This is a genomic window from Shewanella sp. 10N.286.45.A1 (genome assembly GCF_041470405.1).
GTDB lineage: Bacteria > Pseudomonadota > Gammaproteobacteria > Enterobacterales > Shewanellaceae > Shewanella.
The window spans coordinates 1-1,052 of sequence record NZ_JBFRMK010000461.1 but is presented as its reverse complement, the minus strand read 5'-3'; the positions used below and the strand labels follow the sequence as shown (position 1 = coordinate 1,052).

Genomic DNA, 1,052 nt, shown 5'->3' with positions numbered 1-1,052 from the left:
GCTGTCTATGTATTTTTTTGATGATTTGACAGCTAACTGACAGACGAAGTAGATGAATTTGTTGATTGATTTAAATTTGACTGCAAAAGCAGTCAAATAAGTTAGGCTCGCCTATTTACCGGCAGGAGGCTCATATGTGTTAGGCCTACTTGAAGCTAACGACTCGCATGCTCTGTTCACCACCTTCTCCATCCCAAGGATCAATATTAGTAATATTTTCTCGTGGATTATCGTCATCACCAAAAACAACGCCCATTACAAAAGGCACTTTCGGTTTTATGTTGTGGTCATAAATACGAATGCCATACTCGAAATCACCTTTTAACTCGGAGATAGAGATTTGCTGCATACCTTTGAACGCAGGGTATTGCCAAACAGTACTTTCTATTTTTTTGGATGTTGTAATTTTGAATCCGATTGGCTCAGCCCAAAACTGAGGCTCAAATACAACCATTGCGGCTTTTGGCTCGTCACTCGCAAGCTGAACAGAGACGGCTAGATTAGCTGCTGGAGTGTCTGTTTCTTTCTTTTGCCTTGTAATTGCTGCATAAATATCAAGCATCCACTCTTCTTCAGTTTTGTTTTCAATGTCGATGTAGAAACGACTTTCTAAGAATGGTGGGAATTGAGATATATGGCCAACCTTTACGGGAACGATGAATTCTGGCTTGATGCCGTTGATTTCATCTGCCAATGCTTTGCGTAGTTCTGTTCTTACCCAAGGTTTATCTATCGAGTTTGGAGACAGAAATATAAGGAACTTATCTGCGGATTCGATTCCAGCATGGACAGTTTCTATTAGGTCGTCACCACCTAAAATTTCGTACTTATCAAGCCAACCTTTTATATCAGGAAATCGCTGACCGACTCTCAAAAAGACTTGTTCGACAAGTGGCTTATCTTCTGATGCGTGACTAAAAAATACTTTCATGATTCTCCCTGTAGGCCTAACAGTATATTAGGCTGAATTCCGAATAAGAACAGACAGCCGAGTTACTTTAATGTTAACAAGCTAACCTGAAATGGACACAGGAATTATTACTAGCCAGCCA

At 40.2% G+C, this 1,052-nt stretch carries 1 protein-coding gene; it reads right to left on the bottom strand.

From position 1 onward, the window contains the following. Positions 1 to 145: 145 nt before the first annotated feature. The gene (locus tag AB4238_RS22410) at positions 146 to 931 is read right to left on the bottom strand and encodes a toll/interleukin-1 receptor domain-containing protein (RefSeq protein ID WP_372035848.1); all 786 of its coding nucleotides are present in this window, start codon (positions 929 to 931) and stop codon (positions 146 to 148) included. Positions 932 to 1,052 lie beyond the last annotated feature (121 nt).